The 26307-nt window shown below is 33.4% G+C and carries 27 protein-coding genes and 2 pseudogenes; 13 read left to right on the top strand and 16 right to left on the bottom strand.

Features of this window, described 5'->3' with window-relative positions:
- Positions 1-3: 3 nt before the first annotated feature.
- From BN52_RS01520 to BN52_RS01470, 11 genes are all read right to left on the bottom strand, one after another.
- Positions 4-777: a DUF4311 domain-containing protein gene (locus BN52_RS01520; protein WP_008472318.1), complete on the bottom strand. Its 774-nt coding sequence runs from the start codon at positions 775-777 to the stop codon at positions 4-6.
- Between the two features lie 27 nt (positions 778-804).
- Positions 805-1101, bottom strand: coding sequence for a DUF4312 family protein (locus BN52_RS01515; RefSeq protein WP_008472317.1), 297 nt, complete (start codon positions 1099-1101; stop codon positions 805-807).
- A 4-nt stretch (positions 1102-1105) separates the two neighbouring features.
- Positions 1106-1465 (bottom strand): SFCGS family glycine-rich protein, encoded by a 360-nt coding sequence (locus BN52_RS01510; RefSeq protein WP_008472316.1) that lies wholly within the window; start codon positions 1463-1465, stop codon positions 1106-1108.
- A gap of 15 nt (positions 1466-1480) precedes the next feature.
- Positions 1481-1822: a PRD domain-containing protein gene (locus BN52_RS01505; protein WP_053216521.1), complete on the bottom strand. Its 342-nt coding sequence runs from the start codon at positions 1820-1822 to the stop codon at positions 1481-1483.
- 14 nt (positions 1823-1836) lie between these two features.
- Positions 1837-3690: a BglG family transcription antiterminator gene (locus BN52_RS01500; protein WP_008472314.1), complete on the bottom strand. Its 1854-nt coding sequence runs from the start codon at positions 3688-3690 to the stop codon at positions 1837-1839.
- 202 nt (positions 3691-3892) lie between these two features.
- Positions 3893-4291: a PTS sugar transporter subunit IIA gene (locus BN52_RS01495; protein WP_008472313.1), complete on the bottom strand. Its 399-nt coding sequence runs from the start codon at positions 4289-4291 to the stop codon at positions 3893-3895.
- A 15-nt stretch (positions 4292-4306) separates the two neighbouring features.
- Positions 4307-4951 (bottom strand): bifunctional 4-hydroxy-2-oxoglutarate aldolase/2-dehydro-3-deoxy-phosphogluconate aldolase, encoded by a 645-nt coding sequence (locus tag BN52_RS01490; protein ID WP_008472311.1) that lies wholly within the window; start codon positions 4949-4951, stop codon positions 4307-4309.
- Complete coding sequence (locus BN52_RS01485) at positions 4951-5910, bottom strand: sugar kinase (RefSeq protein WP_008472310.1); 960 nt, start codon at positions 5908-5910, stop codon at positions 4951-4953. Before BN52_RS01485 ends, BN52_RS01490 begins: the two co-directional genes overlap by 1 nt.
- A 12-nt stretch (positions 5911-5922) precedes the next feature.
- On the bottom strand, positions 5923-6747 hold the full coding sequence (kduD, locus tag BN52_RS01480; RefSeq protein WP_008472309.1) for a 2-dehydro-3-deoxy-D-gluconate 5-dehydrogenase KduD: 825 nt from the start codon (positions 6745-6747) through the stop codon (positions 5923-5925).
- A gap of 21 nt (positions 6748-6768) precedes the next feature.
- The gene (gene kduI / locus BN52_RS01475) at positions 6769-7614 is read right to left on the bottom strand and encodes a 5-dehydro-4-deoxy-D-glucuronate isomerase (RefSeq protein ID WP_008472308.1); all 846 of its coding nucleotides are present in this window, start codon (positions 7612-7614) and stop codon (positions 6769-6771) included.
- A gap of 109 nt (positions 7615-7723) precedes the next feature.
- Positions 7724-8485, bottom strand: a complete 762-nt coding sequence (locus BN52_RS01470) for an IclR family transcriptional regulator (RefSeq protein WP_008472307.1) — start codon at positions 8483-8485, stop codon at positions 7724-7726.
- A 321-nt stretch (positions 8486-8806) separates the two neighbouring features.
- Here BN52_RS01470 and BN52_RS01465 point away from each other — a divergent pair, with 321 nt between their 5' ends.
- Genes BN52_RS01465 through BN52_RS01440 form a run of 6 tightly spaced genes read left to right on the top strand, consistent with a single transcriptional unit; the run spans position 8807 to position 14925 of the window.
- Positions 8807-10000, top strand: a complete 1194-nt coding sequence (locus BN52_RS01465; protein WP_008472306.1) for a glycoside hydrolase family 88 protein — start codon at positions 8807-8809, stop codon at positions 9998-10000.
- 12 nt (positions 10001-10012) lie between these two features.
- The gene (locus BN52_RS01460) at positions 10013-10504 is read left to right on the top strand and encodes a PTS sugar transporter subunit IIB (protein ID WP_008472304.1); all 492 of its coding nucleotides are present in this window, start codon (positions 10013-10015) and stop codon (positions 10502-10504) included.
- A 12-nt stretch (positions 10505-10516) separates the two neighbouring features.
- The gene (locus BN52_RS01455) at positions 10517-11317 is read left to right on the top strand and encodes a PTS mannose/fructose/sorbose/N-acetylgalactosamine transporter subunit IIC (RefSeq protein ID WP_008472302.1); all 801 of its coding nucleotides are present in this window, start codon (positions 10517-10519) and stop codon (positions 11315-11317) included.
- Positions 11304-12125: a PTS system mannose/fructose/sorbose family transporter subunit IID gene (locus BN52_RS01450; protein WP_040473293.1), complete on the top strand. Its 822-nt coding sequence runs from the start codon at positions 11304-11306 to the stop codon at positions 12123-12125. Before BN52_RS01455 ends, BN52_RS01450 begins: the two co-directional genes overlap by 14 nt.
- A gap of 58 nt (positions 12126-12183) precedes the next feature.
- Complete coding sequence (locus BN52_RS01445; RefSeq protein ID WP_008472299.1) at positions 12184-14106, top strand: alginate lyase family protein; 1923 nt, start codon at positions 12184-12186, stop codon at positions 14104-14106.
- An 18-nt stretch (positions 14107-14124) separates the two neighbouring features.
- Positions 14125-14925, top strand: coding sequence for a hypothetical protein (locus BN52_RS01440; protein WP_008472298.1), 801 nt, complete (start codon positions 14125-14127; stop codon positions 14923-14925).
- Between the two features lie 87 nt (positions 14926-15012).
- On the opposite strand, the gene BN52_RS01435 is transcribed toward BN52_RS01440, so the two are convergent.
- Positions 15013-15624, bottom strand: coding sequence for a hypothetical protein (locus BN52_RS01435; RefSeq protein ID WP_008472297.1), 612 nt, complete (start codon positions 15622-15624; stop codon positions 15013-15015).
- Between the two features lie 52 nt (positions 15625-15676).
- On the opposite strand from BN52_RS01435, the gene BN52_RS01430 reads away from it, so the two are divergent.
- On the top strand, positions 15677-17203 hold the full coding sequence (locus BN52_RS01430) for an ATP-binding protein (RefSeq protein ID WP_236698459.1): 1527 nt from the start codon (positions 15677-15679) through the stop codon (positions 17201-17203).
- A 46-nt stretch (positions 17204-17249) separates the two neighbouring features.
- A pseudogene (locus BN52_RS01425) lies at positions 17250-17678 on the top strand (FGGY-family carbohydrate kinase); the annotation flags it as partial.
- A 597-nt stretch (positions 17679-18275) separates the two neighbouring features.
- On the opposite strand, the gene BN52_RS01420 reads toward BN52_RS01425, so the two are convergent.
- Positions 18276-19181, bottom strand: coding sequence for an alpha/beta hydrolase (locus BN52_RS01420; protein ID WP_008472293.1), 906 nt, complete (start codon positions 19179-19181; stop codon positions 18276-18278).
- 232 nt (positions 19182-19413) lie between these two features.
- On the opposite strand from BN52_RS01420, the gene BN52_RS01415 reads away from it, so the two are divergent.
- From BN52_RS01415 to BN52_RS01410, 3 genes are all read left to right on the top strand, one after another.
- Entirely contained in the window at positions 19414-19662 is a 249-nt protein-coding gene (locus tag BN52_RS01415; RefSeq protein WP_040473292.1) for a mucin-binding protein, read from the top strand.
- A 243-nt stretch (positions 19663-19905) separates the two neighbouring features.
- The gene (locus BN52_RS10610; RefSeq protein WP_157685034.1) at positions 19906-20013 is read left to right on the top strand and encodes an LPXTG cell wall anchor domain-containing protein; all 108 of its coding nucleotides are present in this window, start codon (positions 19906-19908) and stop codon (positions 20011-20013) included.
- 226 nt (positions 20014-20239) lie between these two features.
- Positions 20240-21775: an RNA-binding domain-containing protein gene (locus BN52_RS01410; RefSeq protein ID WP_008472290.1), complete on the top strand. Its 1536-nt coding sequence runs from the start codon at positions 20240-20242 to the stop codon at positions 21773-21775.
- 91 nt (positions 21776-21866) lie between these two features.
- Here the strand turns inward: BN52_RS01410 and BN52_RS01405 are convergent, their stop codons facing one another.
- Positions 21867-22757 (bottom strand): ATP-grasp domain-containing protein, encoded by an 891-nt coding sequence (locus tag BN52_RS01405; protein WP_008472289.1) that lies wholly within the window; start codon positions 22755-22757, stop codon positions 21867-21869.
- 108 nt (positions 22758-22865) lie between these two features.
- Here BN52_RS01405 and BN52_RS01400 point away from each other — a divergent pair, with 108 nt between their 5' ends.
- Positions 22866-23237, top strand: a complete 372-nt coding sequence (locus BN52_RS01400; RefSeq protein ID WP_008472288.1) for a DUF488 domain-containing protein — start codon at positions 22866-22868, stop codon at positions 23235-23237.
- Positions 23238-23270: 33 nt separating this feature from the next.
- Here BN52_RS01400 and BN52_RS01395 read toward each other — a convergent pair whose 3' ends face one another.
- Both BN52_RS01395 and BN52_RS01390 read right to left on the bottom strand, forming a co-directional pair.
- The gene (locus BN52_RS01395) at positions 23271-23717 is read right to left on the bottom strand and encodes a hypothetical protein (protein ID WP_236698457.1); all 447 of its coding nucleotides are present in this window, start codon (positions 23715-23717) and stop codon (positions 23271-23273) included.
- 272 nt (positions 23718-23989) lie between these two features.
- A complete protein-coding gene (locus BN52_RS01390; protein WP_008472286.1) occupies positions 23990-25906 on the bottom strand; it encodes a S9 family peptidase in 1917 nt (638 codons plus the stop codon).
- Between the two features lie 198 nt (positions 25907-26104).
- Between BN52_RS01390 and BN52_RS10305 the strand changes: the two are divergent.
- Positions 26105-26307 (top strand): annotated as a pseudogene (locus tag BN52_RS10305) (helix-turn-helix domain-containing protein); the annotation flags it as partial.

Raw genomic sequence — 26307 nt, 5'->3', positions numbered from 1 at the left:
GGTTTATCCACCAATTACTTTGTGCAAGGAAATTATCCAATCTGGAACTCCAATATTTAATTGTTTAAGCATCATTACGTCAAAGCCTCTGAAAAATCCACTAAGAATGAATAGAGTTATAGTTGCAATTAATATTGATCGAGTAATTTTATTCCAACCACTTTCATCGACACCTTTACCAACTAAAATTCCTAAAACAACACCAGGTACTGCATTACCCATAATTAATTGAGCTAATCCTCCAAAAATAGTTCCAAACATTCCAGATCTTTTACCAGCATCAATAGCTGCGAGCCAAAAAATAACGGGCATTACAGTATTAATAAGTAATGTTGCTGCTGGAACTAATACTTTAACTGCTGTAACTTGAAGTGAATGGGGTAAAGATGTGCTCGTTAGATTTAAAAATGCAACTAAAATAGCACCTATAATTGCACTTGCAATACCCATTTTTTTAGCATCATGCATAGCTTTCTCATCATGATTCTTTATCATTAATAATGCAGCTGCCCAATTTGGAATTACTCTATGTGTAACATCTTGAGTAAACGATCCGGCCGCAACGGTTGAAGCCCATGCATTAAAGAAAAAGCCTAATCCGAAAGAGAAATGTGATAATGGATCTCCCTCAGTTGCGTTCATTTCTCCCAAAGTTCTAAATGCTCCTAATGCTTGAACAGTTGGAGCATTAAACATTCTTGCCGCTCCTACTCCAACGGGAAATCCTACTAACGCACCAACAATTAACGATTCAAACAAAATAGTAATAAACTGCATCGAATATCACCTCATACTTATAAATCTCTAATTCTCAAACTTGATATCATTTATATCTATATATTGAATTTCAACATCAACTTTTAAGCGAATAAAGAATTTTTTTCTAACTCTTGGAAAGAATAACCACAGAAATTTTTCTTTAAATTTTCTTTCTTTGGCTTCAACGATACTTAAATTTACAGGTTTCACTCTGAATACTAATTGATTATCTCTATTTATACTCTTTGATACTTTAGTTAGAGCATCAGCCAAAGCTCGTTCTTTAGATTCTGACTCTGACTCTACAATTACTGTAGTTTTTTCAGTATTTGCTATATTCATAAGATTAAGCCTTCTCTGAATATTTTTGCTTTATTGCCTCTACAATTTTCTCACCAAGCTCTTCTTTATCCATGAAACCAAATCCCAAAACTTTAATTCCATCTTGAATGGCAGTAACTCCTTCAGTAATAGACCTCATGCCGTGCCTCTCCGAATAACCATACTTATTACTTGCCATCAGTGCACCTGCACCACCACTACCACAAAATGAAATACCAAAATCTGCTTTTTCTTTATTCATAACATCTCCAAGTTTCATATCAGCACCAATTCCCGGCACTAGAATTGCTTCAGCACCTGCTTTTTCGATTCCTTTAGCCACATTTTGACCTTTTCCCATACGATCAGCTACTACAATTTTCATAATCAATACTCTCCTCTAATTAATAATCATATTTTCAAAATGAATAGATAAAACATATTTCTCTGATTCTGATAATTTTCCAATATTTTTTTCTATATATTTCACCACCTTGTCAGCTAATTCCAGAGAAGAATTACTTACATTACTAAAAATCACTGGATCAACTTCTTCAAGAGCAGTTCCATTTTTTGCTCTTCCAACCATTTCAATCAAATGATTAACTAATACTTTTTCCTGAATTTCCGTAGGTTCCAATTGATTTTTATCAATCAATCCTTGAACAAAACTTATGACTTTCAAGTAAAGACTCGAATCGTGGATTTTTTCTAATAGATCTTTTGCGTTTTTACTTAACAATAAAACCACCTTCCTTATTTAAATCTTGTATAGTTTAAAATTGCTTTTATTTCACTTGTATTTATTTCACATCCAATCTCATCAAATACTTTTCTTATTTCTTTCGTATCTCTCATGTTATTCAGTTCTTCAGCTTCTTTTGAAATTTCTTGGTCAACATATTGTTGACCTGCCAGTATTCTATATGTTGCCAATTGAACATGTATCATAAAAGCATCTTCGTATTTTTCGCTAATCCTATTCCCAAAATATTTCTTTAGCTTGATATAAATATTTAAGCAATTTGAAATCATCTGCGGTGTATCAATTCTTATTGAAGGATAAAAAATATTCTTATAATTGTCCTTTCTATTGGCAATTTCTTTTTCCAACTCTATTTTATTAATGACATTTTCTATATTCTTATAATCAATTTCATTAGGTATTGGATTTATTTGTATTATAGGAATACTATTTATTTCCTCCAAAGGAAAAATTGTTAATATGATATCAGGTTTCAGAGACTTCAATCTTGGTTTATAAGAAGATACAGAAGCAAATCCTGCCGTTTTTAAGTTTGCAAACTTTTTTTTGATATTATGCTCCAGCAAACTTGTTGCACCAACTCCAGAAGAACAAACATACATCACATATATTTCACTATTTGTTTGAAGATTACTGATACTTAACAAAAAATGGAGACATATCAAAGTTATAAAGGTATCGTTTACCACATATGGATTTGTAGAGTATAACTTATTGATAGCTTCCTTTACTGCTTCAAACAAATCAGGATATTTATTCTTCACTTCTGAGTTAAAAGGTGAATAACTCTTCATATATCTATAATTGTCTTTGGTTTCAGAACCAATATGTTGAATTAAAGAATCTCTTAACTTTAAATCCCTCACAAAGTTAATGTTTAGTTTTTCTGATACATAAAGTATCAATTCACTAACAAATTTAGATAAATCTTCTGTTTGCACTATGTTATCATTTCCATATGAGAAATATAGTTTGTCGTTTAAATTGTCACAAATATTATATTGGCAAATAACCTTACAATATATTTTGGCAATAGAATCGCTAATTTCCGTATTTTTATATCTGTCAGATATATATTTTTTATTACCCGACCTCCAAACAATAATTGTTAATCTTGATAACATCGAAACAATCATATCGATATCAACTTTGTAATTATTAGAAAATTCATCAATCAAAATTAGAGCTACATTTGAAAGGATATTACTTATTTTTTTATTTATTATTGGATTCTTTTTTATCGAAATTAAGCTTTCAAGTAAAAAATCTACATAATTTGATTTGCTATATTCCACAGGCTCTAAATGCTTTTGTAAGAGACTTTCCATTAAAGTCCGTATATCTATTTCATCTCCCTCAATCGTGTATCCCTCTCCTTTTTTTCCATTCAGAAATAAATTAAAGGATTTTAGTTCAGATTTCACTATTTTTATATCAGAGAATGCTGTCCAATAAGATACTCGAAGCATTTGAGATAAATCATCACCAGTTACAGGATTATTGCTGAAAATTATTTTTTCAATTATTAGTCTTATTCTTATAGATTGTTCGATAAAGCCATTCTCTTTTGTTTTTACTTGGATTAAATTCTCGTTTTGCAAGGAATCAAGAGCAGTCTTTCTTGTAGATTCCGATTCACATTCAATCCAAATACCCTTACCAGTTTGTGAAAAATAATTAATGCCCTCTTTTTCATTGACCCATTGATTAATTTTTATCAAGTCACCACTTATAGTTCTTGAAGAAACTTTGAATTCAGAGGCTAACTCTTTAATAGTTTTAGTTCTTGGCATTGTGAGTAGACTTCTCACTATATCAATCTGACGTACACTTAAATCAACCATTTATCCTCCTTTCTTCGCTTTATATTGTAAGCGCTTTTTTAAATGTTTAAAATATTAGCTTTATGTAGTAACCTTATTGCAATTTTATACAATTTGTTTTTTCAAGATAAAATATCCTAATAGCAGTTTTAAATATAAAAAAAGCAGCACTTATTGATTAAAGCACTGCTTTTAAGATCTAGAGGGGAGATTTTTAAACTTGTTAATTTTTGAGGGAATTCACTAATTCGTTAACATCTACGAGACCATTTTTGGCCGCATCAAGATAATCTGATTCTTGAGATAACATCTGGCTATTAACCCACTCAATAACCATCGCAAGATTCATTCCAGTCATCAGATGAATATTTGCACCATTCGCAATAGCCTTGTAAATAGTATTTGCTGGTGTTCCACCCATTAGGTCAGCAAAAACTAAAATTTGGTCATCACTGAAATCCTCAGTAACTTTTTTAAATTTATCGTAGAATGATTCTTGACTATCTTCTGGAAGAAGTGCGACTGTATGAATATGCTCTTGTGGACCCATAATCATCTCACAACTATTTTTCATCTCATCAGCAAGATGACCATGGCTTATAAGTACTAATTCGGTTGACATACTTTGCTCTTCTCCTTACAACATAATTGATTCATATTTTGCACGATATTTTCTAGCCATTTCTGTAACAGCAGCATAATTATTATCTTTTGCATCTTTTGTCAAGTTACTTCCAGCACCTACAACTGAGGCACCAGCTTCAAACCACTTTTCCATATTTTCTAAATTAACGCCACCTGTTGGCATAATATTTATATATGGGAATGGTCCTTTGAAAGCTTTTATTGCTCCCATACCTGCTACATTACCTGGAAATACTTTAATTAAATCTGCTCCATAAGTTAAAGCTGTTTGTATTTCTTCAGGAGTTAAACATCCTGGCGTATATGGTATGCAATATAAGTTACATAATTTTGCAACCTCTTTATTAAAACTTGGACTAACTATAAACTTTGCTCCATTAATTATTGCTAGACGTGCTGAAGTTGGTTCTAGAACGGTCCCTGCTCCAATAATCACTTTATCATTATCTTTATACTTTTCTGTGAGTGTTGAAATCACTTCGTCTGCACCTGGCACAGTAAAGGTTAATTCAATTGCAGTAATTCCACCTTCAATTACTGCATCAACTGTTTTTATGGCTTGTTCTTTATTATCACCACGAATAACAGCTACCACACCAGATTTCACTAGTTTATTTAATAAATCTGCTTTTTGCATTATTGCTCCTTTGCTTCTTCATAAAAATGTTCTAGCATTATTGGATCTGGATAGCCGTCATTATCGCCTGGTGACATCACAGCCATTGCTCCGATGGCATTCCCACGTTTTACTGCTTCTTCTATTGGTTTTCCTTCAAGAATCCCACTTAGTAAGCCAACTGCAAATCCATCGCCTGCTCCAACAGTATCAACAACATTATTTACTTTAAAACCTGAAACCATTATTCCTTTATCTTGTCCACGATTAAAAACCATGGCTCCACTTGGTCCTAACTTAATTACTACTATTTCAGTGATTGAACTTTGATCAAAAAACTTTTCAGCAATCTCTCCAGGTTCCTTCTCACCAGTTAAAATTTTTCCTTCTTTAATACCAGGCATAACCAACCTTGCTTCTTTCGCTAAGTCAGTTATTTTGCTGATCATACTTTCTTCATTTGACCAGATTGCCGGACGAAGATTAGGATCAAAAGAAATTGAAACATTGGCCTTTTTTAGCTTATCTACTAATTTATTAATTACTTTTGAATTTTCCAATATTCCTGGAAGAATTCCAGTAATATGAGCCCATTTCAAGCCTTTAAGTTCAATTGAATCTAAAATATCTTCTGACATGTGTGCTGCTGCAGAACCACGTCTAAGATAAAAAGTAGTAGGATCACCAGTACTTGTTTTAGACTTAAACATACAACCTGTAGGATAATTATTATCAATATATAAATGAGCAGTATCTATATTTCTATCTTCAATTGCTTGTTTTATAAATTTTCCAAAAGGATCATTACCTACCGCACTTACATAATCAACTTTATGATTTAGTCTCGTTACCCCAACCGCAACATTGACTTCTGCACCTGCAAGGTATTTTGTAAAACTAGTAGCTTGTTCAAGACTCACCCCCTCTTCATTTGATGCGAAGAGGACAAGTGGTTCTCCAATAGTAATTAATTCTGCCATTTTCTTTTCTTTCTAACGAACTAAGTAACCGCCATCAACTGGAATAATTGCTCCATTAATATAGCTAGATGCATCACTTGCTAAGAATACTGCGATACCCATTAATTCATATGGATCAGCCCAGTGTCCTGCAGGAATACGATCAAGAATTTCTTGATTACGTGCTTTGTCAGCTCTAATAGGTGCAGTGTTTTCAGTCTTAATATAACCAGGTGCAATCGCATTTACAGTAATGTTGTAAGCTCCCAATTCTGATGCAAAAGCTTTAGTAAGGCCAGCAACACCATGTTTCGAAGCAGTATATGATGGGATGAACTTACCACCTTGGAATGATAACATTGATCCAATGTTAATGATCTTTCCATACTTTTGTTTTGCAAATACCTTAGCAGCAGACAAAGACATGTGATATACAGCTGATAAGTTAATAGCAATTACTCGATCCCAATCCTCATCTTTAGATTCGAGTAATGGATTTCTTCTGATCATACCAGCATTGTTCACAAGAATATCAATATGCCCCATCTTCTTAACTGCTTCTTCAACCACTTTATCTGTAATACCTGGCTCAGTTAAGTTAACATCCATAAATTCAACTTTACGTCCACGCTTTTCAATTAGCTTACGAGTGTTATCCCATTCAAGGGTACCGAAAGTTGGAATAAAGATATCAGCACCAGCTTCTGCCATAGCTACTGCATATCCTTGTCCTAATCCAGTATTACCTCCCGTAATAACTGCTACTTTTCCTGTCAAATCAAATTGACTCATCTTAAACTTATCTAATTCTTCTTCGTGACGTCTGATTTCTTCTTCTGTTTGGTGAATTTCTGCCATTGTTATATCCTCTTTCTTTTATTACTTTAAATCTTCCATTGGAATTGCATCCATATCATCATATGTTTGGTTTTCACCGCACATTGCCCAAATAAATGAATAACTTGTCGTACCGATACCACAGTGAATTGACCAACTTGGGTTGGCAATTGCTTGTTCATTCTTAACAACAATATGCTTAGTTTCCTCAGGCCTACCCATAATATGGAAAAGTCTTGTATCTTCATTTTCAAAATCAAAATACATATATGTTTCCATTCTGCGAGCATGCGTATGAGCAGGCATAGTATTCCAACCATTTCCTTTTTCTAGAACTGTGTATCCCATTTGAAGTTGACAGGTATCCATTTGAGAAGCATCGATATATTTATAAATAGTTCTAGCATTCATATGTTCTTGGTCACCTAGCTTCATAGAAATTGCATCCTTGAATGGCAACTTCTTATTTGGATAATGTTTATGAGCAGGTGTAGCTACGACATAAAATTTAGCTGGTTTAGAACTATCTTTAGAAGAGAAAATCACGTGCTTAGCGCCTTGACCAATATAGTAGCCATCTTGCTTTACCATATCTTCTTTTTGACCATCAATTTCAATAGTGCCTTCTCCACCAATATTGATTACACCCAATTCACGTCTTTCTAGGAAGTAATTAACACCTAATTCTTTTGAAAGGGTAATTTCTAGTGGTTTGTCATTTGGAGTCACGCCACCAAAAATCATTCGATCATTGTATGTATAGGTTAGAAGAATTTTTCCAGGTTCAAAAATCTTTTCCATCAAAAACTCTTCTCTCATCTTTTCACTATCGTAGTGTTTAATATCTTCTGGACTATGAGCATATTTATAGACTAAATCTAAATTCATCTTCGCCCTCGTTTCTTATTTGTAAATATCGTTTATCATTTTCTACAACATAAATTTAACGCTTACATTCAAAAAATGCAAGCGTTTTATTTCAATTATTTTTTTCTTCCTATAGTGCTTCGAGAATCGATTGTTGTGTTTGCTTTAGTAAATTAACAAATTCTTTCTTCCGCTCATCAGATAAGCGATATTTTGGCGTGCTAATACTGAATGCACCATATAGATGTCCATTTTTATATAAGGCCGCCCCAATGCAAAAAACATCCCTTTCATTTTCTTCATCATCAGTAGCATATCCATTTCGTTGAATAATCCTAAGCTCATCAGTTAAGATTTGCGAATTAGTAATAGTGTGATCAGTAACAGCTTTAAAGGAAATGTTGTTAAGATAATTTATTAATTTACTTTGACTGTATGTTGCAAGCGATGCTTTTCCCATAGCCGATGAATATAGTCTCATGGTGCCACCAATTTCAGACTGCATCTTTATACTTTGGGGACTTTCTAACTTTTGAATTAAAACCACCTTATTATCCCTAATCACTCCTAAATTAACTGTTTCTTGAGTAAGATCTCGTAATTTTCTCAAATAAGGATTTGCTACTTCAACGATATCAAAGCTTGAAATAGCTTTTTGTGCATAAGGAATCAAAGACACTCCTAAAATGTACTGTTTTGTATCTTCATTCTTTCTTACAAAACCGATTAATTCCAAAGTATTCAAGATCTTTAAAAGCGTTGGTTTGGGTCTCCCTAATCCCTTACTTATGTCAGCAAGTGTTGGAGTTCCATCATAATGTAGCATAAAATCCAAAATTTCTTTTTGCTTGATCAAAACAGTGCCATATGGTTTTGATTGTTGCATTTCCATAAAATCTCAACCTCTTTTCATTCGAATTCATGTATATTTTTCTAAGCTCAATTTCTATATTTATCCTACACAAAAAATTCAATTTTGTCTCTTATTTGGAAATAATATTCTCAATATTTTACTGATCTTTTTAAAAATATTTGAGCAATCGAAAATTTTTTTCAATCGATAAATCCCTATGTATCAAGAAAGCGATTACTTTTATAGTCTTGTGAAGCGTTTCTTATAAAGAAAAAGCGTTTACATTTTTGAATAAATGTGTTTATACTATTCGTGAAAGTTGAATCGAAATTGTAATTTGTAATTTATTGGGAGGAAACAATGAGTACAATCAAGAAAGAGGTGCTAACTGATCCTAAAAGATTTCAATTAGCTTCTGGGATCTCTAAAGCCGAACTTGATCAAGCAATCAATGATGTGGTCAATAAAGTAAAACACAACATCATTAAACTTGGTGAAACTTTCCCAGACTCGTCTACGATAAATGATACATATATGACGTCTAAAAACGTTGAATGGACCCCAGGATTCTGGACAGGAATATTATGGCTATGTTACGAAAACACACATGAAGAAGTATTCAAGAAACTAGCCGAAAAAAATGTAGAGAGTTTCTATGAAAGAATCAAAGATCAAGTAGATGTTAATCACCATGATCTAGGATTTCTCTATATTCCATCATGTGTCGCTGCTTATAAATTAACCGGAAACGAATTGGGAAAAAAGGCTGCGTTGATGGCAGCAGATAAGCTAATGGAGCGGTACAATCCTAAAGGAAAATTTATTCAAGCATGGGGTAATGTTGGAGCAAGCGACAATTATAGATTAATTGTTGACGCAATGCTTAATATCCCTCTACTCTATTGGGCATATCAAGAAACAGGAAAAGAAGAGTATCTATCAGTTGTTAAAAACCATTATGCAACCACTTTAAAATACGCAATTCGTGAAGATGGTTCTGCTTATCATACCTTCTTCTTTGATCCAGTTAGTGGGAAACCTTTAGGCGGAAAAACCAGACAAGGTTACTCGGATGATTCAAGCTGGGCAAGAGGGCAAGCTTGGCTGATTTATGGTATCGCACTCAACTACAGTCGTCTTCATGATGACTCAGACATAGATACTTTTGAAGCAGTTACCAACTATTTCCTTAATAGATTGCCTAAAGACTTTGTTTCCTATTGGGATTTAATCTTTAATGATGGCGATTATCAATCCAAAGATTCTTCTGCTACCGCTATAGCAATTTGTGGTATGAATCAAATGCAACGTTTTCTAGATCCAAAAAGTGAAGTATATCCAATCTATGAAAAAGCTCAAAGTATTATGCTTCATAACCTAGTTGAATCTTATACTGAAGAAAAAACCAATGGAATTACTGCCCTTTTAAATCATGGTGTATATTCCTGGCATTCAGGACACGGGGTTGATGAAGGAAATTTGTGGGGAGACTACTTCTATTTAGAAGCTTTAACCAGGTTCAAGCAAAAGAATGAATGGAATATGTATTGGTAGGAGGTAACTAATATGGCTGAACCAAATATTGTGATGACCAGAATCGATGAAAGACTTGTTCACGGACAAGGTCAAATGTGGATCAAAACTTTAGACATAAACACTTGTATAGTGGCAAATGATGAAGCAGCTGGAGATCCAGTTTCACAAACTTTAATGAAGGCTTTGATTCCTAATAGCATTGCAATGAGATTTTACACAGTACAAAAAGTGATTGATATCATTCATAAAGCTAATCCAGCACAAAAAATTTTTATTATTGTTAAAAATCCAGAAGATGCATTAAAGCTTGTTGCTGGTGGTGTTCCAATCCATGAAATGAATATTGGTAACATTCATAACGCACCAGGTAAGGAAAAGGTAACAAGATCAATCTTCTTAGGTGAAGAAGATAAAAATGCTTTAAAGACCTTATCTGAAAAATATAACGTTGAATTCAACACTAAAACTACCCCATCAGGAAATGATGGAACTGTTGAAGTAGATATTAAAGATTATCTATAGGAGGACGTAAAAATGCATATATCTTTAATTCAAGCAATCCTTATCGGATTGTGGACCGCATTCTGTTATGCTGGTATGCTTTGGGGTATTTATACTAACAGAGCATTAGTTTTAAGTTTTGGTGTAGGTGTTATCTTAGGTGATATCCCTACTGCATTAGCTTGTGGTGCCGTAGCTGAACTTGCCTTTATGGGATTCGGTGTAGGTGCTGGTGGTACTGTTCCACCTAACCCAATTGGTCCCGGGATCATTGGTACACTGTTGGCTATTACTTCATCAGGAAAAGTTACTGCTGCATCTGCTTTAGCTTTGTCAATTCCATTTGCTGTAGCAATTCAATTCTTACAAACTTTTGTTTACACTCTATGTGCTGGATTCCCTGAATCTGCTAAGAAAGCATTGCAACAACAAAACTTCAAGAAATATAGATTAATTTCAAATGCAACAGTTTGTTTATTTGCTATTGTTGGTTTCTTGCTAGGATTCCTTGGTGCTTACAGCATGAGTACTTTGCAAGCCTTGGTAAAGATGATTCCACAATGGTTATTAACTGGATTGTCAGTTGCTGGTGGTATGCTTCCAGCTATCGGTTTCGCTATGATTATGAGTGTTATGCTTAAAAAGGAATTTATTCCATTTGCATTATTAGGTTATGCTCTTGCAGCATACTTCACTACACCTGTAATCGGTATCGCAATTTTTGGTACTATTGTTGCCCTTTTAGTATTCTTCTTCAGTGGCAATAAGGACAGCAACGCAACTACTAACTCAGCAGACACAAGTACGGAGGAATCAAGAGATGACTGGATCTAAAGTTTTTACTAAAAAAGATTATCTTATTACCACACTTAGAGCATATTTCTTACAAAACGGTTTTAACTATAGTAACTATCAAGGTTTAGGCTACTCATTAGTTATGTATCCTGCTTTCAAGAAATTATATGGCAATGACAAGGCTAAACTTGCAAAATCCTTGGAAGAAAACACAGAATTTTACAACACCAACCCTAACTTCCTTCCTTTCATTACTTCTATACATATGGCAATGGCTGATGGTGGTGCTGATTACGAAGAAGCTCGTGGTATTAAAATGGCTCTTATGGGTCCTTTAGCCGGAATTGGTGACTCATTATCACAATTCTGTATTGCACCACTATTTTCATCAATTTTTGCTTCATTAGCAATGAGTGGTGTAACATTAGCTCCTATTTTCTTCCTCTTGGCTGAAAACATTACATTATTAGCAATCAAATTTGGTGTTGGTGCCTATGGTCGTAAACTTGGTACTAGCATGATCGACAAATTGAGCAGTCAAATGGCTGTTATTTCAGATACAGCAGCTATGATTGGTATTACAGTTATTGCAGGACTTGCCGCAACTTTCGTAAAAATGAAAGTAGGCATCAGTTATACAGTAACTGCAAAAGGAGCTTCAGGTAAATCAGTTATCGATATTCAACAAATGTTAGATAAAATTGCTCCTGCTCTTTTGCCAGTCTTATACACATTATTAATGTACTACTTGATTAAGAAACGTCACTGGACAACCTACAAATTGGTTATCTTAACTGTTGTACTTGGTATTTTACTAAGTACATGCAAGATCTTGACTACTGCATAATATACATTTGCACTGAGCAATTGCTCAGTGCATTTTTATTTAGAAAGTTTATTAAAAGATGTTTGATTTAGATAATTTAAAAGCTTCAATAAAGAATCGTCTTACACATTTAGAACCTGATTCTTATTCAGAGCTTATCCCTACCAAAGAAAAATCCAAATACATTTATGAAGCTAATTTATTATTAAATAATGACTTTAAATTTGATCGTCGTTGGGACATGGAACGTTGTAATAAGATATATCATTTAAATACAATTGATTTCGAGAAAATAAATAACGATGATCCGGAATGGAACTTTATGTTTAACCGCATGGATTGGCTTGATTATCTTTGCTTAGCAGGAATTATAACAAAAGAAGATAAATACTTCGAAAAAATTAAGGAATATATTTTTACATGGATTGACCAACATCCCTCAATTAAAAGCCAAAATTCAACTCGAACATTAGATACTGGTATTCGACTGATTAACTGGTTAAATTGCATCATTTATTTAAGCTGGTTCAATGCTTTATCAGATTTTGAACTTGAAACAATTGCAAAAAGTATGGAAAAACAAATTCTATATCTTAAAAGTAACTATCTTCCAAAATACAAGTTAAGCAATTGGGGAAGTATTCAAGTTTGTGGTATTCTCGTAGTCCTTCCTTACATATACAATAATGTTGATCATGATGAAATATATATTTGGGCAAAAAATGAATTAAAATCTCAACTTAATTTGCAAGTTTTAGACGATGGTATGAATTGGGAACAATCTCCTATGTATCATGTTGAATTGTTATTAGCTTTACAACATCTAGTATTGTTTGAAAACAATGTCTTAAATAAAGAAGTTCTAAATACAATTAAGAAAATGTCTTTTGCATTGCAACTAATCGTAACACCGGAAAGACTGTTACCAAATTTTGGTGACAGTGATCAGGTCTCTGCAAAAGATATTCTTGCAAACAGTGCTTATATTCTTCATAATCAAGAACTCAATTATTTTGGGGAATTTTCTTATGAAAATATTCTATACACTGGATCAAACATAATTAAGCTCAAAGAAATAAAAAAGACGCTTCCTCAAAAATTAAACTTTCTTGGAAGTGCAAGTGGCAACTATTCTTTCCGTAGTAGTTGGAAAAAAGATGCTAATTATATGTTTTTTAATAACGGATCAATGGGTAGTGGTCATGCTCATGCTGATAACCTTCACCTATCAATTTATGGAAAAGGTTCTCCTCTTTTTGTAGACTCTGGTCGGTATACTTATCGTGAAGATCATCCAATGAGAGTCCTTCTTAAATCGGCAAAAGCTCATAACATAGTTCAAATTGATAATCTCGAGCTTGCCAAACCTAATAGCAGTTGGGATTATGATTCCTATTACAAAGTATTGCCAACTTATTATAACTCTAAGAAAAATATCCATTATATCGAGGGTTCTGTATTAGGTAAATATCCTTTAGAGATTTGGACAAGAAAAATTGTAATGCTTGAAGAAGGACTATGGATAATATCGGATGAAGTATCGATACAAGGAAACCATGAATTTAACCAAATATGGCATATCCATCCCCAAGCAAGCTATGAAAATAATACTCTAACAGTATTGGATAATACTTGGAACCTATCGTATTCTGGTTCAGCAAAAGTTGAAGATTTCCCATATTCCTCAAAATATAATGAATTACAAACAGGTAAAATGCTCACCTTGAGCAAACCTTTTAGTGATAACATATCTTTTACAACGACCATAGCAAATAGCAATTTAACAGTTAAAAAAATACCTATTCTTCAAAACCTAAATACTCCTGTAAACGATAATATCGCTGAAGGATGGAAAATTACAAATTCGGAACACGAATATTGTATTGCAATCTTTCACCAAGAAGTATTTACGGGAAAAAAGGTATTTTCATTAGATGGTGTACCTTTCCATCACCAAGCATTTGCAACAATTGATCAGCAATCATTAGCTTTGAAAAACTAATAATGAGGTAATACAAACATGAACAAAATTACTCTTTCTCTATTTAACGAAAAACACGAAATAGTTAAAACAAATTCTGATACTTATGATACTTATCTGGGATTTAAACGCGCTTTTGCTATGGGCGACTATTTTCAAATAGAAGTAGATCATGCACCATGTTATGTAGTCGTTCAATTAGATCCTGCTCTTTCTCCAGCACTATTGTATTTAAAAGAAAAAATTTGGAATTACAAAGTATTCTTTGATCTTCAACGAGAATGGCCTTATAGTAAAGGAGTATTTTCAAATCGTTTTTCATATGCTAAAGCTCGTTTTGCTAACCCCGAAGAGATATCTATGCGTCAAAATTTAGCTGTTAACTCTCACGATCAACATCATTATTCCAATGGCTTTCCTCATGCATGGGCAAATGCAGAAACTCGCAATTTAACTGTATTCTGGGCTAAGAATGCGATAGACGGGTATCTAGAAAATCATGGTCATGGCAACTTTCCATTTCAGTCATGGGGTATTGATGGTCGAGATGATGCTGAATTAACTATTGATTTTGGAAGGAATGTCAAAATTGATGGAGTGGGTATTGTTTTAAGAGCTGACTACCCTCATGACACATATTGGAAAGAAGCAACTCTAAAGTTTTCTGATGGTAGCGAACAAAAATTAACTCTTGAAAAAACTGATAAACGACAAAAGTTCTCAATTAATCCTGTTATTACTGATTCTTTGACCTTTACTAAATTAATAAAAGATCCAAATTCTGAAGCTTTCCCTGCTCTAACAGAGCTAGAAGCTTATGGATTTAATATTATTGATTAATTATCTAAATTATAATGAATACAAAAAAGATGTAATTAATGCTATTTCCTCGCATTTTCCGAGGAAGAGCTAATTACATCTTTTTTATTATCTTCTTTCTAGCAGACTTTTTGCTTTTTCCTGATAATCTTTAGCTTGTTTTTTGTCCTTTAATGTTTCATAGATATGAGATATTAGCATATAATAAGCTGCACGATTTTTCGGATCATCAACATGCTTAGATTTTTCGATTAATTGATCAAGTTTATCCGTTTCATCTAAAACTAAAATTTTATATGGGAGCTCAACTTCTCCTCTAATTTTTGAAAAATTTCTATTCTTTTCAAGCTTTGCATAAATTTCTTTAGCTTTTATTTTATTCGAATGATCAATATAGTACATTAATTCTCGTACATAAAAGTCTAACTTTTGCCTTTCAGTAAAATGAGCATTATTTGCTTCCAAAAAAAGGTTTTCTATTTTTTCTTGATCATTTCGGTATAGGTAAGAGTTCAATTTTAAAATTGTTCTATTATATTCTGGTATTGATCTAATAGCTTCTTTTTGATCAATAAGACGATCAAACTCTTTTGTTTTATTACTTATTGCAAGTGGAGTTAACTTATCTAACATTTTCTTTCTTTTATACTGACTATAAAATTGAATAAAGAAAGTTAATGCAACCAAGACCACTATAATTGTTAAATATATTGGATTCATTATTTACCTCCAAGCTTATTCCTACCTACTATTATTACCCATTACCCAGCGAATGAAAACCTTTTTAGTGATTTTTTTGTATCATATACAGTTACTATTATTTTTGATAGTAAAATTTTTTATAGTAACATTTATGTTAGTAAGGAGACCCAAAATGTCGAGTCATTATCTATTTGTAGCCAGGGAAAATGAACTTTCTCGTCTAAATCATTTATATCAATCTCCTGCTTTCCAAATGGCAATCATCTATGGGAGACGACGCGTTGGTAAAACTTCTCTGATTCGCGAATTTATTAAAGATAAGCCTGCTATTTATTCGCAAGGAATTCAAACTATTGCTGAACAAAACTTGAAACTTTTTTCGAATGATATCTCTAATTTCATAAAGGAAAATTCAAATTTAACACCCAGTCCTGAAAATTTTGCAAACTATCGGGATGCATTCACTTATATCCAAACAATCGCAGATCAATTAAGCCAGAAACTAATTCTAGTTCTTGATGAATATCCTTATTTTGCACAGTCCGAACCTGCTATTAGTTCTGAATTACAATACGTAATTGATCACATTTTTAAACCAAGTAGTAATATCATGCTTATTCTATGTGGTTCTTCAATGTCATTTATGGAAAAACAAGTTTTAGGCATAAAAAGCCCATTATATGGTAGAAGAACAGCCCAATTTAAAATTAAGCCATTTACTATTTTTGATACCAAAAAACTTCTTCCAAGCGTGAGCAATGAAGATTTGCTTGCTTATTATGGTATTACAGGTGGTGTTCCACAATACTTAACGGGCATTGATCAACATTTAAATTTACAAGATAATATCAAAGAACTGTTCTTATATCCTGATTCTCCTTTATTTAATGAACCAAGTGCCTTGCTAGAACAAGAATTCAATAAGCCAGAAATATATTTTGCAATTTTGACTGCAATCGCTAACGGTAAAAGTAAATTTAATGATATTTTTACAGCATCACATCTTAAAAACAACAGTAGCCTAGTTCGATATCTTAATGAATTAATCGAAATTGGAATCGTTCAAAGTAAAATGCCACTTTATTCTACGAGTAATAAACAAAAGATTTATCAAATAAATGATGGTCTTTTTAGATTTTGGTTCAATTTTATTGCTACTGAGCAAAGTGCTATTAATTCAGGTAGAACTATCGGGCTTGAAAAAAGAATTTTAGAGCAACTACCGGATTTTCTTGGATCCAGCTTTGAAAAAATATCTAAAGAATGGATCTGGCAAGCACCCGATTTACCTATTGAGCCAAGAGCAGTTACGAACTGGTGGGGTCCTAATCCAATCAAAAAAAGGCAAGAAGAAGTTGATATAGTTGCTCCGAACTATGATAATACCGAAGCAATAATTGGTGAATGCAAATGGCGTAGCCAAGCAAATTTAAATACCAGAATGATTGATTTATTGCAAGAAAGAGCATTACTAATACCTAAAATCAAGCGAGCTTATCTCTACTTTTTTGTAAAAGAAGCCAATCCTTCATTTTTGAAATATACCAATAAGCATCAAGTTACTGTAATTCAATACAAGGATTTTTTTGAAAGATAATTTTTCCTTTTTTGACTAAAAAACTGCTGATCCAGAAGATCACACACTTCTTATTCCTGCCTTCTCTGGTTTGGGGGCTCCATATTGGTTGCCAGATATGAAAGCTGCCTTTGTAGGGATGACAGCTACTACTGGTAAGAAAGAATTGGTCCGTGCAACTTTAAATTCATTGGTTTATCAAATTTGTGACATTATTACTGAATTTAAGGAGCTATTTCCTGATGTAAAATCTGAAATCCATACTGATGGTAGTATGATCCATAATAAATATTTGATGCAATATTTAAGCAATATCTCTCAAAGCAAAGTTGATATTTCAGATGTTTCTGAGCTAAGTGCATTAGGATCGACGATGAATGCTGAACCTAAATTAGTAGCACCCATCTCATCCAAATCCTATGAACAACGCATGACGAAGCAACAAGCAACAGACTATCGCCAAAAATGGTCTGATTATATCGAAAAATTATCCTAATCTATCAAAAAAGCAAGCAGATTTCCTCCTCACTCTGCTTGTTTTCATTAATAACAAATCCCAAAAAATATTCAGTATTCTCGAATTCTTATACACATATCTCTGAGCTAAATATATGGTTATTAAGTAGATCAATTTATTATTTTTGCATGATTGCCCTTGATTTTCACGTCATTTTTATTAACATAATCAGAGATCCGCTTTCGCGGTGACCTTTGTTAGTTTTTTAACAACTACTACGTAGATCGAAGTTTGTAGTGGTTGTTTTTATTTCCTTCCATTACAAAAAATGGAAGGCCAAGACAACATAAGCAATTGCAATTATCAATTGAGCTACACAAATCATTAAGATTGTTAGCCACTTGACAGTACAATCATCGCCTTGACAATTTCGACAACTTCCCCAATAAAGGAAAGCATCATTAACCTCCCTTCTATTCAGAATCTGCTTACTTAGAAAAAACTTCCATAGGCATCACCCTTTCGATTCAAGAGGCCACCACTATTCACTTTTCTGCTTTACCAATTTTAACCAAAACATCATATGATCATCAATAAAAATAATAACAAAAGTCACAATTTCTGTGGCTATTTTGCTTAATTCATAAATTGTTTAAAAAATCTTAGCTCATCTAAGTTACATTGCTTTGCTAGCTCATCTTTTTGATTAATATGGAAAACATGCTCACGCGGTTCATCTTCCGAACCATAGTCGTGAAATTCATGATCAATCCCTTTTTCAGTTAAAAACTTATCAAGAGCAAGACATTGTTCACGAATCATATCATGATTTGCTGTCATAACATACAATGGCAAAAGATTTTTGGTGATATAATCTTCTACCTTAGTTAAATCCACCTTTGCTTTATCTTGATGAGTAGCAAAGAATAATCCTGCAACATTAAGAAGATCTCCACCATCATCCTGCTTATAGTGATCAGTTGTAAAGCCACCACAATTTGTTGCAGCAGCACGAATGGTTAAAGTAGGTTTTCGTAGTCCAAACAGTCTCCGATAATTATCATTGGTGTAGATGGTGCTATATTGTGTTACCATTTGACCACCAGCAGAATCGCCAACGAGAAATACATTATTTACATCTAATTGATACTCATCTGCATGTTCTTCTAACCAGGTTAAAACCTTATCTAAATCTTCAATGTTAGCAGGGAATTGATAGTCTGGCGCTAAACGATAATTGAAGTTCACCACCGCAAAACCCTGTTTTGCTAGGAACAAGCAATAGAACTGATAAGTTTCTTTAGTTCCATAGAAAAATCCTCCTCCATGGATATTAATAATAACCGGAATCTTACCTTTATGCTCCTTTGGTAAATTCAAGTCCAATAAGTTGTAGTCGCCATAGGGGCCATAAGAAATATCATTAACTCTTTTTACTTCTGGTATCTCTACTGGTAAGCCTGCATCCCTGGCATCATCGCCTTTTTTCCACGCTTCTCTAAATTGATAAATCTGCTGTCTTTGCTTTTCTGTATACCGCATATTTTTACCTCGATTCTAATTAAGTATTGCTAGCTTGATTATAGCCAATAAGATAAAAATCAACCTGTCATCAGTTGATCCAAATTTGGCATTTGATGACTTGTTTAGATTACAGTTGCTAATCCATCTGCTGAATCTACTACTAATAATTCAACGAATACCGATACGTCAGCAAATATTCCAGTTATTGATTTAAGAGAAACTACAGATCCATCAAACGAAGATATCGATGATGGCATTTGCTATATTGATTATGGTTCTTGGACCGTTCAAAGTGGAAATAATATTTTTTTCAAAATACGAAGCTCCAATTATTGCTGGATATAAGCCTAATATTGTAGTAGTGCCTGAAATTACAGTAACTCCTGATAGTAGCAATTCACAAGTAGAAATCAGATATACTGAAGTGCCTAAAGCAGAACCTAAAGTTCCTGATACTGATCCAAGTCCAATAATTCCAGATTCTCAATCAAATTCTTGAGAAAGAACTACTCCAGATACTGTTACTACTCCAATAACTATTACATCTGAGACTTCAACAACTCCAACAGTTCTAGATAAAAATTCAGATCAAAACGAAAACTCTATTTCTAGAACTGCTACTAAAGTAATAAACCCAAGCCCTGATAAAAATACTATCGGAAGAAATTCTTCAATAACAAATAGTGTAGATAACACATCAACTAAACCTATTGAAGATAATAAGGAGTTCAACCAAGATAAAGTGTTGCCACAAACATCTCAAAAAGCGGACATCTTCCTCACTCTTTTTGGTACAACCCTTACTGGACTCGCTGCTTTACTTTGGTTTTCAAAAAACGTTCATAACTAATATTGCTCAATTGTATGTTTTTGCGATTGAGTTTTTATATATGAACGAAGAGTAAAAATAAAGTATATTTTATTTTTTACGAAATTTTCTTGAAATCTAAAATATACTTTATTTTTTGTATCTCGCACAAACTTTTATGAACTTTCACGAACTTTTACGAACTTTCACTTTTTTCTGTAAAAGTTATGAAAGTTAGCTATAATAGTTTTATACGAGGTGATATAAAATGAATTTTTTGAATTTTGATAAAATTACATCTGATTTCACATTTAGCAAGCCTGCTGAATCAATTAATCTTGAATACAAATCTACGTCATGGAAATTGCCAAAAACTTTCTGGGAAACCGTTAGTTCTTTTGCAAATACTGAAGGTGGATTAATAGTTTTAGGAATAACCGAAAACAAAAAAGAAAAAACATTTTCTATTACCGGCGTCGATAATGCAGATGATATTTTAACTCAATTGTTTAATGACAATAATAACCCTACTTGCCTTAATAGACCGATCATTCAAAATAATGACGTTAAGATTGACCAATATAAAGGGAAAGATATTATTCAAATCATTATAAATTCAGAGCCATATAACTCTCGTCCAATTACTGCTTTTGGAACTGCCTATGTTCGAACTGGAGATGGAGATAGAAAGGCTACAAATGATCAATTAAAGTTTTTTGCGGTAGAAAGTCAAACCGAAATAGATACTTATCTGCTTCCAAGTAGCTACACACTCGATGATTTAGATCTCTCGAGTATCAACAAATATCGTGATCAAATTTCTGAAAAAGGCATCGTACCACTGCAAGAAAATCTCGATACCAAAGAATTTTTATATTCTCTTGGTGTTTTTAGGAAAAATAGATCAAATAATAACCCTGAATATCAATTAACCGATGGCGGTCTATTATTTTTTGGAAAATATATATCAATAACAGATCGTTTCCCAAGATTTCAACTCGATTATCAAAAATATAATAGCGATACCAGTATTAATTGGATTGATCGAGTTTCCGCTGGTGATATGAACTTTCCATCTTTAAACATCTATAGTTTTTATAACATTGTTTTAGATAAGTTAATTGCTAGTGTACCGGATAAATTTATTCAAGATAAAAATCTAAGCAGGACAAGTTACTACTCTGATATTACATCTGCAGCTAAAGAAGCTTTAGTAAATTCCTTAATGCATGCATATTATGATGGTTCAGTTGGTGTTAAAATTGTTGATCGTCCTAGTTATTTTGAATTTACTAATCCCGGAGTCATGAGAGTAAGCAAAGAAGCATTTCTGAGAGGACAATATTCTTCAATTCGAAATACTGAGATAGCCACTCTTTTTAGAAGAATTGGTGTTTCTGAAACTGCAGCTAGCGGAGGTCCTAGAATTCTTGAAGCAGCCATTCGAAACAATTTAAAAGATCCTGAAATATCGATAGACTACAACATGAATACGACAAAGATCCGGATTTGGAAATCTACGACACAACCGCAAAAATCTATAGAATTAAACTCAACGCAGGAGTTTATTTTAAACTTTGCAAAACTGCAAAAATCATTCGATATTCAAGATTTGGTTTTAAACTCAGCCGAAAAATATGGTAAAGAAAGTATTTTACGGAAAAATGTTAATTTACTGGTTGATTCTAGATACCTTACTAAAGAAAAAGAAGGTCGAAAATATATTTATCGGTTGAATAATCAAAATTCATATCTAAATCAAGTAAAACGAATTAAACATCTTGAAGATAATTTACTAAATTAATATTGCAAAAAGACCAGTACTCTAGTCTTGAGCCAATCTAGCTCATTAGAGACCTGGTCTTTTTATTAGCAACTGATATGATGTGAGTAATTCACAATTTTTCAGTTGCTTCTATAGATTGATAAAACTGATCTGCTGATAATTCCTGTAATCCTGAAACTTGCCCATCACCCATTTCCATAATAATCAGTGAACCATCTTTTTTTCTTGCTAAATCAATTGTTATAAAATTGCTACAAATATTTTCACCAATTTTTGTAATCCGATCCCATTCTTCATCAGTTAAGCTTTTCTTTGTATCTGTCTTCCAATAATTATTGATATTTATGATTTGATTTTGTAGTACAAAAACTCGATATTCCTCAGAAAGTGGCATCCCACTTTCTGGATGATAACCAATAAATTTTAAAGGTTCATATTTTCTAAGAACAATCCCACCCAAAAGCTGATCACCTTGTAATCTGATAAAATTGGTCACTACTCTTTTAACTTCCTTTTGATCACCAATATCTTTGATAAAGGCTGCATCTTTCCAATAATGCTTTAGACTTTTAACGTAGTCTTTTACGATATAGGGTCCAGCTAATTTTTGCGCAATTTTAGTAATTTCATCGATATCTGTACCTTCAATCCAACAAGATTTTGGGGTTTCTTTTTCAAAATCGTGATACCAACCAGGTAACAAATGATATTTTTTATACTGATCAGGCGTGTTGATTAACCGCATGTTTTCTTCTTTAAGAGCTTGGTACAAAAAATCATATATCTCAGGCTTCAACATCCAGCCTCGATATATAATTTGTACACTTTTGTCAGACAAGGCCCCTTTCAAAAGCAATTTCTTATTTTGAAGGTCTTCGAAACTCACCAACAAACATTCATGGTGTAATCTTGCGACCACATACTCATTTTGATACATTGGATCAACTTTATTTGAATTTAATGGATCGCTACAAAAAAGAAATGCATACTTTTTACTCATTTATTTATCCTTCATTCATTACATGATAAGTTTCCATCTGAAAATATTTTCTATTTATAGTAATAATCATAAAGCATGCTATACTAAAGAAAAAGTCAGGTGATAATTTTGCATACAATAAAAAGCGCCAGAATCTATGGCAGTGAGAATATTTCCGGTTACCGCATTTTAGTTGATCGCGTTTGGCCAAGGGGCATTAGTAAAGTGAAGGCCAAGCTCGATTTATGGAAAAAATCGATTGCTCCAAGTACTGAACTACGCAAGTGGTTCAATCATGAAGACGAAAAATATCCAGAATTCAAGGAAAAATATCTTGATGAATTAACACACAATTCTGAATTACCCGATTTTATTTCTTTAGTTAGAGAAGAACTTGCAAAAAATGATGTTGTTCTATTGTACGGTGCCAAAAATACTGAACATAATCAGGCCGTAGTTTTGCAAGAATATTTGGATAAGGAAATTAATAGTGGTAAGTAAGCAAAAAGCCTCGTAGGAGGCTTTTTTACTTTGCTAGTTCTGGTGATTGTATGCATAAAAAGTTAACCAATTATATGCTCCATGACCAATTCTTAAAGCTTGAACCTTTTTACCATGTCGCAATTTAGTAACTGGAACATAATATGCTCCATTTCCTGCTCCGGCTAACCAACCATTTACATTAAAAGACTTCATTCCATGCCATTTAAACTCATATACTTGACCAATCGTATCATCTAAATGGTATATAGTAGACATATATTTCTTTTCTGGTAAGCTTTCAAGTTTACTTTCCAATTTATTGTATTCTTTCTTGGGCAACATGTAGTACAGCTTTTTTCCCCATACTGTATGTTTGGTAAGTTTAAAACGATTAATCTTCCCACTTTCCTTGTAATACCAGGTACCTCTCGCAGCTACAGGCGTTGTATATAATTTTTTAGCTCCCCAAGGAGCTGCTTCAACCTTTTGCGAATGCATCCCCATAAATCCAACTAATAATAAGGCTACAAATAACCAAAATCTCTTTTTCTTTATATTACTCTCCCACTAAAAATTTTTCTCTATATATAATAATACTTTTTACGGGATTATACTTACAATATTCCATAAAAAAGTGTCTAGGAAAAAAGTTTATTTTTAGTTAATTTTAGACCTTCACACAAAAGAAAAATCCTATTAAATCAAGGCTTATTAATACCAAGATTTAATAGGATTTGTTAATTTCTGAGTTATTTTCCAGACACTTTCCTTTACTTCAAATGCTTATCAAACCAATCGGTAATTTCATTCAACCGACGAATCCGATGTTTTGGTTGCCCGCTTCTTGATAATTCATGGTTTTCACCATGGAAGACACACATTCTAGCTTCAACGCCATGGGACAACAAAGCGTGGAACATTTGCGTACCCTCAGAAATTGGGCACCGGTAATCTTCATCAGAGTTAATAAACAAAGTAGGTGTTTCAACATTAGCGATATATTTCAGCGGAGATTGTTCCCATAATTTTTCCAAATCAGTATCGCTTGATCCAGCAACCTGATCATTTACAAAGTAAGGTGAAATATCCGATACATGTTCAAAACTAAGCCAATTGGCAATTGATCTTTGGGATGCTGCCGCCTTGAAACGATTGGTATGACCGATTACCCAGTTTGTCATAAAGCCACCATAGGAACCACCAGTAATTCCAAGACGCGCTTGGTCGATATCTGGATATGTCGCCAAAACTTTATCCGTAAAGTTCATCAAATCGTCGTAATCGATCGTGCCATACTTGCCACGAACATCACCATATTCATTATCTTGACCAGCTGAGCCATGAATATTGCAGAAGAAGACGAAGTACCCACGGCTTGCCCATAATTGCATTTCATGGAAGAAAACTCGTGGATAAGTAGCAAGCGGTCCTCCATGAACGTCTAAAATTGCGGGATATTTTTGTCCTTTCTGATAGTCTTTTGGTAACAGCACCCAACCAAGTTGTTCCTTGCCGTTTACATCGAGATACTTAACTTCCTGAGTTTGGGCAACATAGTAATCTTTAAGCAGGTCCATGTTGTGCGACAACTTAGTCAATTCACCATCATGGACTAAATACAATTCTTGAATTTCATCGGCTGCTGCCCCAACAAAATAAATTCCTGATTTGCAAACCTTAAATGATTGGATAGTTCCCGAAAATGCAAAGGTATCTTCAACTTTTTTACCATCAAAAGCTTTGATCTCACAATGATCAACAACAGTTTGTACGAAATAATACTTATCCTGGTAAGTATCACCCAAGTTGCCACCAACTGTTGCCAAATCAACCGCACATCGGTTTCCGGTTGCTCCATCATATGGCAAAACTTTTTCAAAACCATGCTCAGTTAACTTATAAAATTGCGGATATTCATTCAAGCCATAGCGTTCGTGCATTGAAACTAAACCATAGATTTGATGATTCAAGACAAATAAATCGCTAATATCACCTTGACCTGGAGCAAATAATTCAACCAAACTTGCATTCGCTAAGTCTACGCGATAAAGGCCATTGTCAAAATGCGCATCTTCGCTCTTATAACTAGTCCCCGTAACATACAACTCGCCCTCAAGCCAGAAGCAATCAACTAAGTTAAAGTATTTGTCAGTTGTCAATAAAGTCTTTTGACCAGTCTTTAGATCAAACAAATATAATTCAGTTCTTAATTTATTGATAATGCCACGTCCATTAAAGTAGAAAGGCAATTCATCAAAAACCTCATAATCTTTGCTATCAGGATCGGCTTCTTTTTCTTCAGCATACAGATCGTGCTTTACGGTCAAAAGCAAACGCGAATCATCTAGAACTTCCGCAATTTGAAATCCTTCACGATCAAATTCTGCAACCGGAACTGCTTCTCCACCATCTAATGGGAGTTGATAAAGATAGCTAGTTTTTTCTTTACCAGAACGATTCCCCGTAAAGTAAAGCGATTTCCCATCTTCTGCAAAAGCAAAATTGCTTTCCTTGCCAAAACTTGTCAATGGTTTTAATTTGCCATCTTGGTAGCTTTGCAAAGTAAAATCATAACCAGTTCGATCTTCTTTAGCTAAGCCTTTAACAAAAACTACCCTACCATCTTTAACTTGAACATTGCCTAGACTAGGCAAACGTAATAATTCTTCTTGAGTAACAGCCTTCATGAAAGCACCTCCAAAAATTAATTTTAGGTTAATTTTAATCTTTTTAAGGATTTTTGTCTATCAAATTATGGCTTATTATAGAAAATAATTTTCTTCGTTGATTGTAAAATCAAATTGAACACTTGGCAAAAATAAAAGCCCATTTGGACCTGTTTGATAGAATGTTAATAACCAAAAAACATCTATTGGAGCTCACAAATGGACTGCTTAAATTCTACCATACACATCAAAGGAAAGCACTTATCTTATCAAGATCAAATCGGACTCAAGGACGGCTATTCCTAACGCACTATTGCACGCGAGATTGGCTGCTCACCTGCTACTGTCAGCTATGAGGTCAAGCATGGCACCGTTGTGCTCTACAGCAGCAAGCACAGGGCTATAAAGCCGATCGCGGGCAA

Source organism: Lactobacillus gigeriorum DSM 23908 = CRBIP 24.85 (genome assembly GCF_000296855.1).
GTDB classification, from domain to species: Bacteria; Bacillota; Bacilli; order Lactobacillales; family Lactobacillaceae; genus Lactobacillus; species Lactobacillus gigeriorum.
Note: the sequence above shows the minus strand (reverse complement) of the source record. Positions and strands in the feature narration are given on the sequence as shown.

Bases quoted from the DNA above. Each gene is read 5' to 3' on its own strand.
- BN52_RS01455 (WP_008472302.1), top strand. From the start codon at position 10,517: ATGCATATATCTTTAATTCAAGCAATCCTTATCGGATTGTGGACCGCA.
- BN52_RS01485 (WP_008472310.1), bottom strand. From the start codon at position 5,910: ATGGCAGAATTAATTACTATTGGAGAACCACTTGTCCTCTTCGCATCA.
- BN52_RS01490 (WP_008472311.1), bottom strand. From the start codon at position 4,951: ATGCAAAAAGCAGATTTATTAAATAAACTAGTGAAATCTGGTGTGGTA.
- kduD (WP_008472309.1), bottom strand. From the start codon at position 6,747: ATGGCAGAAATTCACCAAACAGAAGAAGAAATCAGACGTCACGAAGAA.
- BN52_RS01470 (WP_008472307.1), bottom strand. From the start codon at position 8,485: ATGGAAATGCAACAATCAAAACCATATGGCACTGTTTTGATCAAGCAA.
- BN52_RS01390 (WP_008472286.1), bottom strand. From the start codon at position 25,906: ATGAAGGCTGTTACTCAAGAAGAATTATTACGTTTGCCTAGTCTAGGC.
- BN52_RS01450 (WP_040473293.1), top strand. From the start codon at position 11,304: ATGACTGGATCTAAAGTTTTTACTAAAAAAGATTATCTTATTACCACA.
- BN52_RS01515 (WP_008472317.1), bottom strand. From the start codon at position 1,101: ATGAATATAGCAAATACTGAAAAAACTACAGTAATTGTAGAGTCAGAG.
- BN52_RS01510 (WP_008472316.1), bottom strand. From the start codon at position 1,465: ATGAAAATTGTAGTAGCTGATCGTATGGGAAAAGGTCAAAATGTGGCT.
- BN52_RS01435 (WP_008472297.1), bottom strand. From the start codon at position 15,624: ATGAATCCAATATATTTAACAATTATAGTGGTCTTGGTTGCATTAACT.
- BN52_RS01460 (WP_008472304.1), top strand. From the start codon at position 10,013: ATGGCTGAACCAAATATTGTGATGACCAGAATCGATGAAAGACTTGTT.
- BN52_RS01415 (WP_040473292.1), top strand. From the start codon at position 19,414: ATGGCATTTGCTATATTGATTATGGTTCTTGGACCGTTCAAAGTGGAA.
- kduI (WP_008472308.1), bottom strand. From the start codon at position 7,614: ATGAATTTAGATTTAGTCTATAAATATGCTCATAGTCCAGAAGATATT.
- BN52_RS01445 (WP_008472299.1), top strand. From the start codon at position 12,184: ATGTTTGATTTAGATAATTTAAAAGCTTCAATAAAGAATCGTCTTACA.
- BN52_RS01405 (WP_008472289.1), bottom strand. From the start codon at position 22,757: ATGAGTAAAAAGTATGCATTTCTTTTTTGTAGCGATCCATTAAATTCA.
- BN52_RS01430 (WP_236698459.1), top strand. From the start codon at position 15,677: ATGAAAACCTTTTTAGTGATTTTTTTGTATCATATACAGTTACTATTA.
- BN52_RS01410 (WP_008472290.1), top strand. From the start codon at position 20,240: ATGAATTTTTTGAATTTTGATAAAATTACATCTGATTTCACATTTAGC.
- BN52_RS01395 (WP_236698457.1), bottom strand. From the start codon at position 23,717: ATGCATTCGCAAAAGGTTGAAGCAGCTCCTTGGGGAGCTAAAAAATTA.
- BN52_RS01520 (WP_008472318.1), bottom strand. From the start codon at position 777: ATGCAGTTTATTACTATTTTGTTTGAATCGTTAATTGTTGGTGCGTTA.
- BN52_RS01440 (WP_008472298.1), top strand. From the start codon at position 14,125: ATGAACAAAATTACTCTTTCTCTATTTAACGAAAAACACGAAATAGTT.
- BN52_RS01465 (WP_008472306.1), top strand. From the start codon at position 8,807: ATGAGTACAATCAAGAAAGAGGTGCTAACTGATCCTAAAAGATTTCAA.
- BN52_RS01500 (WP_008472314.1), bottom strand. From the start codon at position 3,690: ATGGTTGATTTAAGTGTACGTCAGATTGATATAGTGAGAAGTCTACTC.
- BN52_RS01420 (WP_008472293.1), bottom strand. From the start codon at position 19,181: ATGCGGTATACAGAAAAGCAAAGACAGCAGATTTATCAATTTAGAGAA.
- BN52_RS01495 (WP_008472313.1), bottom strand. From the start codon at position 4,291: ATGTCAACCGAATTAGTACTTATAAGCCATGGTCATCTTGCTGATGAG.